General features: G+C 30.6%; 11 protein-coding genes and 1 pseudogene. 10 read left to right on the forward strand and 2 right to left on the reverse strand.

Annotation, left to right across the window (positions count from 1 at the left end):
* Window positions 1-33: 33 nt before the first annotated feature.
* The 6 genes from lysA to GQR92_RS02685 all read left to right on the forward strand — a co-directional run bounded on the left by lysA (window position 34) and on the right by GQR92_RS02685 (window position 5,958).
* Entirely contained in the window at window positions 34-1,290 is a 1,257-nt protein-coding gene (lysA, locus tag GQR92_RS02660; RefSeq protein WP_158837671.1) for a diaminopimelate decarboxylase, read from the forward strand.
* A 95-nt stretch (window positions 1,291-1,385) separates the two neighbouring features.
* Window positions 1,386-1,997 carry a fumarylacetoacetate hydrolase family protein gene (locus tag GQR92_RS02665; RefSeq protein WP_158837672.1) on the forward strand — a complete coding sequence of 204 codons (612 nt, stop codon included), beginning with the start codon at window positions 1,386-1,388 and terminating at the stop codon, window positions 1,995-1,997.
* Between the two features lie 58 nt (window positions 1,998-2,055).
* Window positions 2,056-2,949, forward strand: a complete 894-nt coding sequence (locus tag GQR92_RS02670) for an IS1595 family transposase (protein WP_158837673.1) — start codon at window positions 2,056-2,058, stop codon at window positions 2,947-2,949.
* A 26-nt stretch (window positions 2,950-2,975) separates the two neighbouring features.
* Window positions 2,976-3,488: a GNAT family N-acetyltransferase gene (locus GQR92_RS02675; protein ID WP_158837674.1), complete on the forward strand. Its 513-nt coding sequence runs from the start codon at window positions 2,976-2,978 to the stop codon at window positions 3,486-3,488.
* Window positions 3,489-3,663: 175 nt separating this feature from the next.
* Window positions 3,664-5,787, forward strand: coding sequence for a Tex family protein (locus GQR92_RS02680; protein ID WP_158837675.1), 2,124 nt, complete (start codon window positions 3,664-3,666; stop codon window positions 5,785-5,787).
* Between the two features lie 24 nt (window positions 5,788-5,811).
* Window positions 5,812-5,958 (forward strand): hypothetical protein, encoded by a 147-nt coding sequence (locus tag GQR92_RS02685; protein ID WP_158837676.1) that lies wholly within the window; start codon window positions 5,812-5,814, stop codon window positions 5,956-5,958.
* A 527-nt stretch (window positions 5,959-6,485) separates the two neighbouring features.
* On the opposite strand, the gene GQR92_RS02690 is transcribed toward GQR92_RS02685, so the two are convergent.
* The gene (locus GQR92_RS02690; protein WP_158837677.1) at window positions 6,486-7,088 is read right to left on the reverse strand and encodes an AbiV family abortive infection protein; all 603 of its coding nucleotides are present in this window, start codon (window positions 7,086-7,088) and stop codon (window positions 6,486-6,488) included.
* 454 nt (window positions 7,089-7,542) lie between these two features.
* Between GQR92_RS02690 and GQR92_RS02695 the strand changes: the two genes are divergently transcribed.
* The 4 genes from GQR92_RS02695 (at window position 7,543) to GQR92_RS02710 (ending at window position 14,837) form a co-directional block, all read left to right on the forward strand.
* Window positions 7,543-9,012, forward strand: a complete 1,470-nt coding sequence (locus GQR92_RS02695; protein WP_158837678.1) for a formylglycine-generating enzyme family protein — start codon at window positions 7,543-7,545, stop codon at window positions 9,010-9,012.
* A gap of 10 nt (window positions 9,013-9,022) precedes the next feature.
* A complete protein-coding gene (locus GQR92_RS02700) occupies window positions 9,023-11,323 on the forward strand; it encodes a T9SS type A sorting domain-containing protein (RefSeq protein ID WP_158837679.1) in 2,301 nt (766 codons plus the stop codon).
* A gap of 388 nt (window positions 11,324-11,711) precedes the next feature.
* A complete protein-coding gene (locus tag GQR92_RS02705) occupies window positions 11,712-12,233 on the forward strand; it encodes a hypothetical protein (RefSeq protein WP_158837680.1) in 522 nt (173 codons plus the stop codon).
* A gap of 231 nt (window positions 12,234-12,464) precedes the next feature.
* Window positions 12,465-14,837: a type IA DNA topoisomerase gene (locus GQR92_RS02710; protein ID WP_158837681.1), complete on the forward strand. Its 2,373-nt coding sequence runs from the start codon at window positions 12,465-12,467 to the stop codon at window positions 14,835-14,837.
* 68 nt (window positions 14,838-14,905) lie between these two features.
* Here GQR92_RS02710 and GQR92_RS02715 read toward each other — a convergent pair.
* A pseudogene (locus tag GQR92_RS02715) lies at window positions 14,906-16,100 on the reverse strand (IS256 family transposase).
* Between the last annotated feature and the right edge of the window lie 75 nt (window positions 16,101-16,175).

Below are 16,175 nucleotides of genomic sequence, written 5' to 3' on the forward strand. Positions count from 1 at the left end.
TTACTTTTGACACCAGATATAAAATGAAATAAAGTGGAAAACACACAACTTACAGCGTTAGCAAATAAATACGGAAGTCCTTTATATGTTTACGATACAGATAAAATTGAATCGCAGTACAACAGATTAACAAACGCTTTTAGCAGCGTTAAAAGTTTAAAGTTAAACTATGCTGTAAAGGCACTTTCTAATATTAACATATTAAAGTTCTTTAAAGATTTAGGTTCTGGTTTAGACACCGTTTCTTATCAAGAAGTTCAATTATGTTTAACAACTGGTATTGCACCTCACGATATTATTTATACACCAAATGGTGTTTCTTTATCTGAGATTGAAGAAGTTGCTAAATTAGGAGTTCAAATTAATATTGATAACCTTTCTATATTAGAGCAATTCGGACAAAAACATCCAGATATTCCTGTTTGTGTACGTATCAACCCACATATTATGGCGGGTGGAAATTCTAAAATTTCTGTTGGGCATATAGATTCTAAATTCGGAATTTCGATTCACCAAGTACCCCACATTAAACGTGTGGTAGAAAATACAGGGATGAATATCAATGGTATTCACATGCATACGGGTTCTGATATTTTAGATATCGATACTTTTTTACGTGCATCAGATATTTTGTTTGATGTTGCTAAACAATTTGAAAACATCGATTTTATCGATTTTGGAAGTGGATTTAAAGTACCTTATAAAGAAGGAGATATTTCTACAGATATAGAGCAGTTAGGTTTACAATTATCAGAAAGATTCAACGAATTTTGTGTTGAATACGGAAAAGAAATTACCTTAATGTTTGAACCTGGTAAATTTTTGGTTTCTGAAGCAGGTTCTTTTCTTGCAAAAGTAAACGTCGTAAAACAAACAACTTCTACTGTTTTTGCACATGTAGATTCTGGTTTTAACCATTTGGTAAGACCAATGATGTATGATTCTTATCACCATATAACAAACATTTCTAACCCAACAGGTAGAGATCGTTATTACTCTGTGGTAGGTTATATTTGCGAAACAGACACCTTTGCATCTAACAGAAGAATTGCAGAAATTTCTGAAGAAGATGTTTTATGTTTCCACAATGCTGGTGCATATTGTTTCTCTATGGCTTCTAACTACAACTCTCGTTATATACCTGCAGAAGTTATGGTACATAAAGGAACCGATTACTTAATTAGAAAAAGACAAACTATACAAGATATTTTACACAACCAAGTTGTAGTAGATTTATCTAGTGATAAAAGCACTAAAAAAGCTTCTAAAAAACAAGAAATAGAAGCTTAAAAAAAGCTTTTTATAAATAATAAATCCATCAGAAAATATATTTTTTGGTGGATTTTTTTATTAAATTTACCTAACAAAATTAAAACAACTTAAAAATGAAAATTCTAGGAATAGGAAGTAATTACGTTACTGATCTAAAAGATATTGAAGAGAAAAAAAATGCTAAGAAATTTATTTTTTCAAAGCCAGAATCTAGTTTAGCTATTAATTGTGATGTGGAATATCCTAGCAGTATAACAAACGAATTAATTTACGAAGTTGAGCTAGTTGTAAAAATAGGAAAAGAAGGAAAAAACATTGCTAAAGAAGACGCTAATTCTTATATTTCTGAAATTGCTGTTGGTATCGATTATACAGCAACAGATATTTTAAAAGATGCTAGAGAAACAAAACATCCTTGGGATTTTGCAAAAGGTTTTGATGGTGCTGCACCTATTTCTAGTTTTAAACCCGTTGCTGATTATAATTTAGCGGATATTGATTTTGATTTAAAAATTAACGGAGAAGAAAAACAAAAAAGTAATACGGCATATATGATTAACGATTTTGCGGATATTATTGTTTTTATATCAAAATATATGACGTTACAACCTGGAGATTTAATTTTTACAGGAACACCTGCACTTGGCAAAGGAGAAATTTTTAAAGGAGATCAATTACAATGTTCTGTGAATGGTGAAATCTTATTAGATTTTAAAATGATATAATTTTATAGAGGTCAGTATTTAAATTCATATCTTTAAAAACAACAAATACAGTAATATTATGAATATATTTAAAGGACAAAACCTTCTAGAGTTTGCTGATCGGTTTAAAACGGATGAAGATTGCAAGAAATACTTGGCAGATATTAAGTGGAAAGATGGATTTCAATGTGTTAAATGTGGTCATAACAAGGCTCAAATAAGAAAAGATTTTTCACGGACATGTAATATTTGCTCTCATCAAGAATCATCTACATCAAACACACTTTTTCATAAAGTAAAGTTTGGTGTTAGAAAAGCTTTCTTTATTGTTTTTGAAATGAGTACGAGTACTAAAAGCCTTTCTGCTAGTTATGTTGCAGTTCGTTTTAGTGTAACAGAAAAGACTGCACGTTTATTTATGCTCAAAATTAGAGAAGCTATGGAAAGTAGTGGAAATAGTCCTATGACCGGTATTGTTCATGTGGATGAATTTGTTTTGGGTGGACGAGAAAAAGATAAAGTAGGAAGAAGTTATAATGCTAAGAAAAAGAAAGCTATAACTGCTGTTGAACTAACTGAAGATGGAAAAGTTAAAAGAATGTATGCCATGAGAATCGAAGATTTTTCAGCTAGTTCTTTGCAATATATTTTTGTGAATCATATCAGTCGAGAAGCTAAAGTGATAACCGACAAATGGAGAGGTTACAGACCTATTGCGAAAGCTTATAATATTACTCAAATAGAAAGTAATGGAGGTATGAATTTTAAAGCACTTCATACAATGATTCATCAGGTGAAATCTTGGATAAGAACAACGTATTCTTGGGTAAGTGACTTTAATCTAAATAGATATTTTAATGAATTTTGTTTTAGAATTAATCGATCACAAAGTAAAGCAACAATATTCAATAACTTAATAACTAAAATGGTTGAAAAGGAGAAAGTAGAACATCACAAAATTATATGTAACTAACTACTGACCTCTATAAGTTTATATTGATGAAAATTAGACTTTCTAAAATTGAAGATGTTTCAGAAATCATGACTATTATTAATGATGCCAAAGAACTTTTAGCATCCTTACATATTGATCAATGGCAAAACGGATATCCAAATATAGCACAAATAGAAAATGATATTCTAAAAGGCGAAAGTTACGTTGTTATTAATGACGAAAATCAAGTAATGGCAACTTCTATGTTTACTGTAAATCCAGAACCAACCTACAAGGTTATTGATGGAAATTGGAGTATTGATGAAACGGAAGTTTACGGAGTTATTCATAGAATGGCGATTAAAAAGGAATTTAGAAAATTAGGTTTAGCTACTTTTCTATTTGATGAATTTCATCAACAATTAAAAGATAAAAAAGTAAAAAGTTTAAAGATTGATACACATGAAGATAACATTGGAATGCAATCTTTAATCAAAAAATTAGGTTACACTTATTGTGGAATAATTTACACCAATTACAATGCAAAAAGACTGGCTTTTGAGAAAGTAATTTCATAATATCTGTTCGATCATTGCTGAAATCAAAATATTTTTTGATTGAAAGTAGCAAACGAAGTTTCGAGAACTTTTTAACCTTTTTACTCCGCACAAGGAGACAAAAATCTATTATATTAGCAGCCTCATAAATTCATTTTTATGAGGTTTCTTTTTTCTGATAAAATTCAAATAAAAAATGCAATTACTTCAATATATAATTCAGCAAACACAACTTTCTTCTAAATCTGTAGAAAACACTATTTCACTGTTAAATGAAGATGCTACAATTCCTTTTATATCTAGATATAGAAAGGAAATGACTGGTAATTTAGACGAAGTAGAAATAGGAGAAATTGTTAAGTTTAAAGAAGTTTTTGAGGTTTTAGAAAAGCGAAAAAAAGCCATTCTAAAAGCATTACAAGAACAAAATGTTTTAACATCAGAATTAGAACAAAAAGTAACTACTTCTAGAGACTTAATTGCTTTAGAAGATTTGTATTTACCTTTTAAGAAAAAGCGAAAAACCAAAGCAGAAACAGCTCGTTTACAAGGCTTAGAACCACTGGCGAAAATGATGATGAGTCAGCGTGTTAATGATTTAGAACATACCGCTTCTAAACACACATCCAACGAAGTTGATACTATTGATAATGCTTTAGAAGGCGCTCGTTTTATCATTGCAGAATGGATTAATGAACGTACAGATATAAGAAATAATATTAGACGAGAATTAGAACGCCATTCTACCATTTCATCTAAAATTATTAAAGCTAAAGCGGATGATGAAAAAGCGCAAAAATTTAAAGATTATTTTGATTGGAGCGAATCTTTAATGCGAATTCCATCACACAGATTATTAGCTATTTTAAGAGCCGAAAACGAAGGTTTTATTCGTGTTAAAATAGAAATTGACAAGGAAAGAATGCTTCAAAAAATGGAAGAGAAAATTATTCGTTCACAAAACGAATGTTCAGAACAAATTGAATTGGCAATTGCAGATGCTTATAAACGTTTGTTATTTCCATCTTTATCTAACGAAGCAATGTCTATTGCAAAAGAAAAAGCAGATGAAGCTGCAATTACCGTTTTTGCAAACAACTTAAAACAGTTATTATTAGGCGCTCCTTTGGGCGAAAAACGAATTTTAGCAATAGATCCAGGTTTTAGATCGGGTTGTAAAGTAGTTTGTTTAAACGAGCAAGGAGATTTGTTGCATAATGAAAATATTTATCCGCATGCGCCACAAAATAAATCTATAGAAGCTATTCATAAAATTAGCTCTTTGGCGGATACTTATAAAATTGAAGCCATTGCTATTGGAAACGGAACAGCATCAAGAGAAACGGAACAATTGGTTAAGAACATTCAGTTTAAAAACGATATTGAAATTTTTGTAGTGAGTGAAGCTGGCGCCTCTATTTATTCGGCTTCTAAAATTGCAAGAGATGAATTTCCTAATTACGATGTTACTGTGCGTGGTGCTGTTTCTATCGGAAGAAGATTGGCAGATCCTTTGGCAGAATTGGTAAAGATTGATGCAAAATCGATTGGAGTTGGCCAATATCAGCATGATGTAGATCAAACTAAATTGAAAAAATCTTTAGATACTGTTGTAGAAAGTTGCGTAAATACGGTTGGTGTAAACATTAATACGGCAAGCGAATCTTTATTGAGTTACGTATCTGGAATTGGACCAAAAATTGCAGAAAACATCGTGAATTATAGAAACGAAAACGGTTCTTTTACGTCTAGAACTGCCATTAAAAAAGTGCCTCGTTTAGGCGGAAAAGCATTTGAGCAAGCAGCTGGTTTTTTACGAATTAAGAATGCAAAAAATCCGTTAGATGATTCTGGCGTGCATCCAGAAAGTTATGCTTTGGTTGATAAAATGGCGAAAGACCACAAAAAGAAAGTAAGTGATTTTATTGGCAATAAAGAAATTCTTAAACAAATTTCTTTAAAAAATTATATTTCTGAAACCATTGGTTTACCTACGTTAGAAGATATTATTAAGGAAATAGAAAAACCCGGAGTTGATCCACGAGAAAAAGCAAAAATGTTTTCTTTTGACCAAAATATTAAAATAATTACAGATTTAATAAACGGACAAACTTTACCCGGAATTGTAAATAACATCACCAATTTTGGTTGTTTTGTAGATATCGGAATTAAAGAAAGTGGTTTAATTCACGTTTCTAATCTATCAGATACTTTTGTAAAAGACGTCAATGCCATTGTTTCTTTAAATCAGCAAATACTTGTAAAAGTTTTAGAGGTTGATGTGGTTAGAAAAAGAATTCAATTGGCTTTGGTGAAGTAAAATAATAATTCTTATATTTATAAAATGAGCAATAAAACAGAAAAAAATGATCTTTGGAATGACTTAACGGATTCTCAAAAGAATGAGATACAACAAGAGGTTAATGAATCTAACAAAAAGAAAAAAACAACTTGGGACGATGTTAAAAAAGAACTCTCAAAATTGAAGTGATAAATTTCCTTCGAATTTTAAAAAAAAGCTTTTTTGTTTCCTAATTTTAAGGTAAAAATCATTTTTCTTTTTCCTCCGAAATTATTGTGAATTTTCAGAAATTGATATAGCGAAAAAACGAATTCAATTAGCTTTGGTGAAGTAAAATCGTCCTTAAAAAATAAAATAATAGAGAATATAGAATTAAAAAAAAACTATATTCTCTATTAAAGTACTTACCTAAGTTCTATTCTATTAGAAGGTTTAGTTTCTATAAATAGTTTATCCTCCATTTCAACAAAGCAACTGTTTATTACTTTATGGTTCTCGTGAAATAGATAAATAACACCTTTTTCAATTCTTAAGACTTTTGTGAAGTCATTTAACTCAAAAACTTCATGCAATTTTAAATTTAACATAATAAATATATAAAGGCTTATAATATATCTAGATCTTCTAGAATACTCTTCCTTATTATTACATACACATAATATTATGAATAATTTATTTTAAGGTGATGTTGTTAAAAATACTAATTCAATTAATCGTTATTCAATAATATCATCATATATCGAAAAATCAACATTTAAAAATTTTCTAATAAAAACCTCAGGGAAAGTTAGAAACATATCGATAAATGTTCTCGATTTTGATAGACTCAATTGAGCTTCACTTTGAATTTTTTGACACTTGTTTTTAGAAATAAAATCAGAAGGTTGTTTAAACTTTTTATTAATCAAATGTGTATAAAAACCATATTGCTTAAAAAGATCAATTTGTTTAGGGTTTAAAATCTCATTTGAAATTTGTTCTTTTGTTTTGACTTGCTTTAAATTATACTTTTCAAAAAAGTCAAAAAAAGTATAATTTTCTATTGCTGAAGCCCTAATTTTCATTAAATGATCTGTAAAAAATTTATTATACTCCGTCTTTTCTTCTTTACTAAAGTCTTTATTAAGTGATTTTTCTATAATTAAGTTAATCAACTTATGTGATTTTTGGTTTTCTTCTATTGATAATCTATAAATTGAATAAGCTCTTGCAAATCGATTACCTTCAAATAGATAATCAGCATCACTTAATAATGATTTAGAATTATTAAAACATTTTAAAATTCCGTTTTTCAACTCTTCACTTTCTAAATTTACCATAATTTACTTTAAAAGTTGCTTTTAATACTTCTAGTTCGTCTAGAAAAACTTATACCTATATTATTATATACACATAATATTATAAATGATTGATTTTAAGGAGATGTTGTTAAAAGTAATAATTCAATTAATCTTCATTCAATAATAACATCATATATCAAAAAATATACATTTGTAATTTTTTAAATAAAAACATCTTGAAAAGTTAGAATCATTTCGATAAATGTTCTCGATTTTGAAAGACTCAATTGGTTAAACCATATCACATCAATATATTAGTTTTAAACACATTACACTTCTTTTTATTTTACAAACTATAAAAAAAGGGTGCTTTTCCCCTCTATTAATCAGGATATTTATGGTGCATTAAAACTTTATTTTAATTAACCTTTGCTACACATCCCCTAAAACACTAAATAACAACATCTTAACAACTAAAAAAAATTAACCAATTATGAAAAAAACAATAACATTTTTAACAATTATGATGATGTGCTTTACTGGGTATGCTAACAATATCCGTATTTCAAACATTTCTTTAGAAAATTTAAATGAAGCTGGTGGTTGGGTCCATGTAGAATTTGATTTAGCCTGGGACAATTCTTGGCGCTTAAGTGCAGGCCCCTCCAATTGGGATGCTGCATGGGTTTTTGTAAAATATCGTACTAACAATGGTAACTGGACACATGCAACAGTGTATCAAGCAAACTCGGTTGCTGCAACCGGAAGTACTCTTGAAGTGTCTAATGATAACAAAGGTGCTTTTATATACAGAGATGCAGATGGAGATGGAAATGTAAACTTTACCAACATACAGTTACAATGGGATTATGGTTCTACAAACACCAGTGATATTTTAGACGTACAAGTATACGCCATTGAAATGGTGCATGTACCCGAAGGCCCTTTTGCTTTAGGGGGTACTGTTGGTACTGAAAAAAACAAATTTCATAGAGGAGGTGTTTCCACAACTTTATCTTATAATGTTACCAGCGAAAACGCTATAACTATTGCTAATACTGCAGGTAATTTATATTACACTTCAGAGGCTGGAACTGCCGGAGACCAGACTGGAATTTTACCTCTTGATTACCCTAAAGGGTTTGGCGCTTTTTATTGCATGAAATATGAAACATCAGAAGCACAATGGGTGGCTTTTTTCAATACGTTAACAGAGCAACAAAAAGGGTATCATGATCTTACAGATGCAGATCACAAAAATAGCGATGCAACTGTAATAAGAAATACCATATCTTGGACAGGTGGTACTGCTGATGCTACTACTACTTCACCAGATAGAGCTCTTGCTTATTTACACGCAAATGATGTAAATGCCTATATGGATTGGGCTGCCATGCGTCCGATGACAGAACTAGAGTATGAAAAAGCTGCTAGAGGCCCAATAGCACCTAACGCAGGAGAATTTGCTTGGGGTAATGCTAATATCAACAATATCGATTATACCCTTTCAAACTCTGGCTTTTCTACTGAAATAGTTAACAACCCAGCAATAAGTAGCGGAAATGCTCTGTATCTAGATACCAGAGGCAGTATTATTGGACCAGTAAGATGTGGCATATTTGCATCTAGTGCCGTAAATAAAACTAGAGAAGAAACTGGTGGTAGTTATTATGGAATTATGGAACTATCTGGTAATGTATATGAATCGGTTGTTACTGTGGGTACTGCTCAAGGTAGGTCATTTATAGGGACTCATGGTAATGGCATTGTCAATTCAACTACTGGAAATGGAACTGTTTCTGATTGGCCAAATAGTACTACTGGTGATGGATACGGTTACCGTGGGGGTTCTTATGTAAACGGAGCTGATTTTTTAAGAATATCTGATAGGTTTGATGGTGCTACTTTATTAAATCGAGGAAGTTCTCGTATAGGCTTTAGAGCAGTAAGAACAGCACCTTAAAATGATGAGGATGAAAAAAATATTCATAGGACTGTTTTTGTTGTTTCTCATCCAAATAACACATGCCCAACAATTTGATGGCGGCAATGGAGATGGGCATGATGTAGAAAACGTCAACAATACTACTTTAGTGAACACTAATTTAATGGTGCTATTTAAAGGCGGTAATGGCGATGGACAAGATGTTTACAACTACTTTAACACAACACTTTCAAGTTTAAATCTAACCTTATTGTATAAAGGTGGCAATGGAGATGGACATGATATGGAAAACATTTTAAATACCACCCTCTTAAATACTAATTTAATGGTATTATATAATGGTGGTAATGGAGACGGACATGATACAGAAAACATCTTAAATACAACGCTTTTAAATACTAATATACTAGTATTGTTTAAAGGTGGTAATGGAGATGGACATGATATTGCAGGTCTTACGAACACAAACTTGGGGAATTTCGATTTCTCTGTGCTATTTAAAGGTAGCAATGGAGATGGTCATGACATAGAAAGTATTTTAAATACAACTCTTTTAAATACGAATATACTAGTATTGTTTAAAGGTGGTAACGGAGACGGACATGATATTGCAAGTCTTACGAACACAAACTTAGGGAATTTCGATTTCTCTATGCTATTTAAAGGTAGCAATGGAGATGGGCATGACATAGAAAGTATTTTAAATACAAGATTACAGGATATTATTGTGGTTTTTAATTGGACTGGAAAAACAAGCAAAAATTGGGCTACGTCCACTAATTGGAGTACTTCTGCAGTGCCAATTGCTACAAATAATGTTATTATTCCTAATGTTACTAATCAACCAACTATAGAATCAGGAACTACTGCTATTGTTAATAATTTAACGGTAGATGCAGCTTCTTCCCTTCAAATAGAAGGTGGCGGTGATTTAACAGTAAGAGGAGATTTAACACAAAATGGAGTATTTACTATAAATTCTGATGCAACCTCTAATGGATCTTTTATTTTAGAAGGTCATCATTTAGGAACCGAAAAAGTCCTTTATAATAGATATGTTTCTTCCTCACCAACTATTTCTGAAGGGTGGTATTTAATTTCTGCTCCTGTAAGTGGTAAAAACATAGATGATTTTTATAGTGATGTAGCTACAAATGGTATTAAAAGAGGTATTGGTAGCTATATAAATACAAATCCTATAAATACAAAATGGACCTATTATACAACTGCAAATTTAAACCCGGGTTCTTTTGAACCAGGTAAGGGGTATACTATTAAAAAAGCATCTGCTGGTGCTTTAAGTTTTGATGGTTTTGTAATTACAGATTCAGTACTATATCCTGTTTATGATACCGGAGACCAATATAATGCTATTGGTAATCCATTTACTTCCTATATTAATAGTAGTACTTTTTTAGACAATGTTAGTGAAGGTATTTTAACAGAGAACACAGTTTTCTTATGGGACTCATCAGGAAACGGAGGTACAGGAGAATATATTTCAAAAAACCAAATAACAAATTATTTAGTAGCGCCAGGACAAGGTTTTTTTGTAAAAGTTTCCGCAAGCGGAACTGTTAAGTTGGCAGAAAGTTTTCAAACTCATGGTGGGGGTAACACCTTTTTAAAAAATGAAAACAAACCTAAAATCACCTTATTCTTAAAAGATGGAACTAACCAAAAATATACAGAAATCTATTATATAGATGGTAAAACAACTGGTTTTGATAATGGTTTTGATAGTTCTATGTTTGATGGGGTTCAAACAGATTTTGCTATATTTACTCAATTAGTTACTAATAATCAAGGGAAAAACTTAGCCATACAATCGTTACCAAAAGACAATTATAATACAATGGTAATTCCGATTGGGGTTAAAGCTATTTCGGGTAAAGAATTAAACTTTTCTGCAAACCTAACAAGTTTACCATCCAACCTAAAAGTATTTTTGGAAGATAGAAAAACAAATACGTTTACGAGAATTGATGAAGAAAATAGTTTTTACAAAACTACCTTATCAAAAACCTTAAACGGAATAGGAAGGTTTTATCTTCATGTAACCGAAACTGCATTAAACACAGAAACCAATGAAGACAATCTAAATATAAGCGTCTATACTCCAGATAATGCTACGCTAAAAATAACGGGCTTGCCTCAGGGAGATACAGGTTTAAAACTATACAATCTTCTTGGTAAACAATTAATGAATATCTCTTTTGAAACTACAGGCGTAGAAACCATTACTCTACCCTATTTAGCCAAAGGAGTTTACCTTGTAATACTTAAAACGGATAAAGAAAAAATCACCAAAAAAATCTTTTTAGATTAAATAAAGCAGTACATTAAGTATTTTATAAACCACTATAGAACAAAATACTATAGTGGTTTATTTGATTCTAGACTGAATAGAACCATGAATTATATCTTAATATTTTCATCAATAAAAAAATGTTTAATTTGATTACCAAATTATAATCTACGTAAATAAATTAATTAGAAGGTTACAAAAACATAAACGTTTGGAGGAAATTTATCATTAAGAAAAGGATAGAAAATTTAGACAGAATTAAATTATGAATTAAATAAATAACGAAAGTAAAATAGCGTGTACAATTAATAACTGACTATAAGTTACTTACAAAATACTTATGGATTTCTATTCGGTTTTTATTTACTAAATTAGGTCTTTAAAAATGTTATTTACAATAAAAGTAAAAATGGAAGAAAAAATAATTACTGGTATTATAGCTCTTACAACATCCATTACTGTAAGTATTATAGCTTATTTATATGCATTAAAAAAAATTAAACACGAGAAGAGAGAAGCTTTCAAATTAAATCATTATGAAAGACAAGTTGAAGCTTATCTACAATTTTGGTGTTTGCTTCGTCCTTTTACTAATTTTGATTATTTTAATGATACAATTATAAAAGAAATAGAAAAAAAATCGTTTTTAAATGTAAAAAATTCCATGACTTTTTACAAAGATATTCGTGATTTTTTCTATTCAAAATATGGAATTTTTCTAAGCAGAAAATTGAAAAACCCTCTTTTTCAACTTAGAACCTTTATACTCCATAAGTCAAAGTTTACAGAAGAAAATTTAATAGAACTCTCTAATGAAGATTTAAAAACTATCAAGAACTATATGAGAGAAATTAGGATTATTGCTAGAAATGATATTGGTGTTAGAGATATATCGTTACCAATTGATGAATTAGATTTAATAAATGAATAGCGTAGCACAAAACAGAGTGACATCCAGTTGAAAAAATAAACTGAAAATTATAATGTATTCTCTTTTAATTAAAAAAAAGCCTATTCAAGTTACTTTTTAAAAACTTCTGACTTTATAAAAAGCATTGCGAAAAACAAACAATAATTATGTTGATAGAAAATTTATTTAAACTTAATTATTACTGAACAAATAATAATTATTTTCTTAATTTCGAACTCACAAAAAACATAAATGAAAGTCTGTATTGCCGAGAAACCAAGTGTAGCAAGAGAAATTGCTAATATTCTAGGAGCCAACACAAAACGTGATGGCTACTACGAAGGAAACGGCTATGCGGTAACTTATACTTTCGGACATTTATGCACACTTTTAGAACCTAAAGATTACAAACCGCATTGGAAAAGTTGGGATTTAAACAATTTACCAATGTTGCCAGATCGTTTTGACACCAAAGTTACAGGCGATGCAGGAATTAGAAAACAATTTAATATTGTAAAATCCTTATTTGATAAAGCAGATATTGTTATCAATTGTGGGGATGCTGGTACAGAAGGAGAACTCATACAGCGTTGGGTAATTAACCAATGTGGCTATAAAGGAAAAGTACAACGTTTATGGATTTCATCTTTAACTGAAGAAGCTATTAAAGAAGGTTTTAACAACTTAAAACCTGCAGAAAAATATGATAATTTATATTATGCAGGATATTCTAGAGCTATTGGTGATTGGTTGTTAGGTTTAAATGCCACACGTTTATATACCGTAAAATTTGGCGGATTTAAACAAGTTTTATCTGTTGGTAGAGTGCAAACCCCTACTCTTGCCATGTTAGTCAATCGTTTTTTTGAAATTAGAGATTTTAAACCACAACCTTATTGGGAATTACAAACGAAATACAGAAATACACTTTTTAATTATGAAGATGGTCGTTTTCTAAAACAAGAAGACGGAGAACTTTTAGCCAATAAGGTAAAAGAATCTGACTTTGAAATTGTTTCTGTTACCAAAAAGAAAGGAAAAGAATACGCGCCTAAATTATTCGATTTAACGGGTTTACAAGTATATTGCAATAATAAATTTGGATTTTCTGCGGATGAAACACTAAAAATGGTTCAGAAGTTATATGAGATGAAAGTAGTTACTTACCCAAGGGTTGATACTACTTTTTTACCCAATGATGTGTACCCAAAAATTGCCGGAATTTTATCGAAATTAACAAATTATAGTGCATTAACGCAACCGCTTTTAGGAAAGAAAATTAAGAAATCGAAACGTGTTTTTGATGATAAAAAGGTAACCGATCACCACGCTATTATACCTACCGGAATTCAAGGAAATTTACAATACAACCAACAACAAGTCTATGATATTATTACCCGTAGATTTATTGGTGTGTTTTATCCAGATTCTGATGTTTCTAATACTTCAGTAATTGGTAAAGCGGCAGATGTTCCTTTTAAAACAACCGGAAAAGAAATTTTAACCAAAGGTTGGCGCGTTGCTTTTGAAACGGAAGAAAGCAAAATTAAGAAAGAATTAAACGAGCAAATGACCTTGCCTTCTTTTGTAAAAGGAGAAAAAGGTACACACGAACCTTCATTCTTAGAAAAAGAAACAAAACCACCAAGAAATTTTACAGAGGCTAGTTTATTACGTGCCATGGAAACCGCAGGTAAGCAAGTAGATGATGAAAATTTACGTGAATTGATGAAAGAAAACGGAATTGGACGACCATCTACAAGGGCAAGTATTATTGAAACTTTGTTTCGAAGAAAATATATTGAGCGTAAAAAGAAATTAGTCTTACCAACCCAAACCGGAATCGATTTAATTAATATTATTGACAACGAATTATTAAAATCTGCCGAATTAACAGGACGTTGGGAAAAACGTTTAAAAGAAATTGAAAGAGGAGAATTTAATGCAGGAACCTTCATTAACAACATGAAGAAAATGGTAGATGAATTGGTGTATGAAGTACGTTCTAACACTTCTAAAAAAAGAATTTCTTCTAACTCAACTGTCGCTGCTAATGGAACCAAGCAATCTGCTACTCCTAAACCTAAAAAAGCAGCAACAAAAAAACAAGTTGCCGGAAAAACATGTCCTAAATGTAAAAAAGGAACTATTTTAAAAGGTTCTTCTGCTTTTGGGTGTTCTGAATATAAAAATAATTGCGATTTAAAAATTCCGTTTGAAATTTACGGAAAGAAAATTTCTGAAAATCAATTGATACGATTGATTGATAAAGGCTGTACTACCAACTTAAAAGGTTTTACAACAGATGCAGGTACAGTTGAAGGTTTGATACGTTTTGATGATAATTTTACTTTAAAATTAGAGCCAAAACAAACTGTTATTCCGAGTGAAACGAAGCAATCTGTTAATAATGAGATTACTTCGTCGAAAACTCCTCGTAATGACAGTGATAAAATAACCTGTCCTAAATGTAAACAAGGAACTGTTTTAAAAGGAAAAACCGCTTATGGTTGTTCTGCATATAAAACAGGTTGCGATTTTGTTTTTACGTTTGATAACATCAAAAAAATAGCCAATGGAAAACCATTGACTAAAGAGTTGGTTATAAAAATTATCAGTAGTTAGAGTTTTCTAACGACTGTCAGACACTATCCTAAAAACTGTGTAAGTTCAAAAAATCAGGGTTAACTTATTTATAGTTTAATCCTGTTTTCAAATATAGCTAAAAATTGGTTTAGAATAATTCCCCAATTTCTAATTGGCATTTTCCATTTTTTAGTGCTTTCTCTTACTGCTAAATATACAGATTTCATCACTGCATCATCAGTTGGAAAAGAGAGTTTATTTTTGGTGTATTTTCTAATTTTTCCGTTTAGATTTTCTATTAAATTTGTGGTATAAATAATAGTTCTAATTTCCACTGGAAAATCAAAGAATACGGTAAGTTCATCCCAGTTATTCTCCCAACTTCTAATGGCGTAAGAATATTTAGATTCCCATTTGGTTTTAAAGTCTTTTAAGGCAGCTCTTGCAGCTTCTTTTGTTGGAGCTGTATAGATTTGTTTCATATCTTTTGTAAAGGCTTTTTTATCTTTCCAAACAACATAGCGACAAGAGTTTCTAATTTGATGAACTACACAAATTTGAGTAGTTGAATTCGGGAAAATGGTTTTTATAGTGTCTGTAAAACCGTTTAAATTATCGGTTGCAGTAATCAGTATATCTTGAGTTCCTCTGGCTTTTATATCAGTTAAAACACTCATCCAGAAAGCAGAAGATTCATTTTTACCCAACCACAAACCTAAAACTTCTTTTTTGCCATCTGTTCTAAGCCCAACAGCAATGTAAATGGTTTTGTTAATTACTTTAGAGTTTTCTCGTACTTTAAAAACAATTCCATCCATCCAAACAATTAAATAAGTAGTCTCTAATGGTCTATTTTTCCAAGCGATAACATCAGTGGTGATAGCGTCAGTTATTCTTGAAATTGTGGAAGTAGATACATTAAAATTATAGAGTTCTCGGATTTGTTCTTCGATATCAATATTGCTCATCCCTTTGGCATACAATGAGATAATAACATTTTCGACACCATCCGCAGTACTTTGTCTTTTCTTTATAATCATTGGATTAAAAGAACTATTACGATCTCTTGGCACTTGTATTTCTGTCCCCTAAAGTAGTTTTTAGCTTCTTTTTAGTGTAGCCATTTCGTAAGTTATTTGCTTTACTTTTTTGATGTTTATCATAATCTAAATGAGCATCGAGTTCGCCTTCTAAAATCTTTTCAACTCCTCGTTTGTGAAGTTGTTCGATGAAGCTAGTTAGCTCTGATCCGTTGTTAAATTGTTTTAAAAAATCATCGTTTAATAAATCTTCTGGTCTCATAAGTATATAAAATTTAAAGTTAATAAAAATAAAAAACTCAGGATTTGAACAATCCTGAGTTTTTAAAACTTACAC

The organism is Polaribacter sp. L3A8 (genome assembly GCF_009796785.1).
Lineage (GTDB): Bacteria > Bacteroidota > Bacteroidia > Flavobacteriales > Flavobacteriaceae > Polaribacter.